At 53.7% G+C, this 451-nt stretch carries 1 protein-coding gene; it reads right to left on the bottom strand.

Annotation, left to right across the window (positions count from 1 at the left end; genetic code table 11):
- Positions 1-451: pilus assembly protein (locus tag M987_RS24870; protein ID WP_074392920.1), on the bottom strand; the 451-nt coding region annotated here is incomplete at both ends.

Genomic DNA, 451 nt, shown 5'->3' on the forward strand with positions numbered 1-451 from the left:
GTAGGTGAAGGCCACGAGATAGGTACCCGTGTAGGTACCTACTGTTGCCAGAACCGGAGAGGTTGAAGAATTAAGGCTGGAAATACCAACAATAACAGGAACAGTGGCTGCATTGGCGGTGATGGTGGCCTGGTTCAAAGAACCAGAAGTACCATTAACAGCTAGAACACTTGATACGGATGGAGAAGAACTTTGCATAACGAACATCTGCACATTGCTCGCAGTACCTGTTGCTACGGCGTTATTATTTCCTACCAAGCTCCCTTGATAGGTATAGGCGCTGGTCACCCTGGTCAGTCCCACCGGACAGGCAGTGAAGCCGAAGCTACTGCTGGCATAGTACGTCGTATAAGCATTTGAGCCCGCCGCGAGCAAAGTCGCCGGCGAAACGCTCGGAATGGTCAGCGTCTTGGCCGCATCGGCAGCGGCCAGCGTGCAGGTGGCGGCACTG

This window comes from Enterobacter soli ATCC BAA-2102 (genome assembly GCF_001654845.1).
Lineage (GTDB): Bacteria > Pseudomonadota > Gammaproteobacteria > Enterobacterales > Enterobacteriaceae > Enterobacter > Enterobacter soli.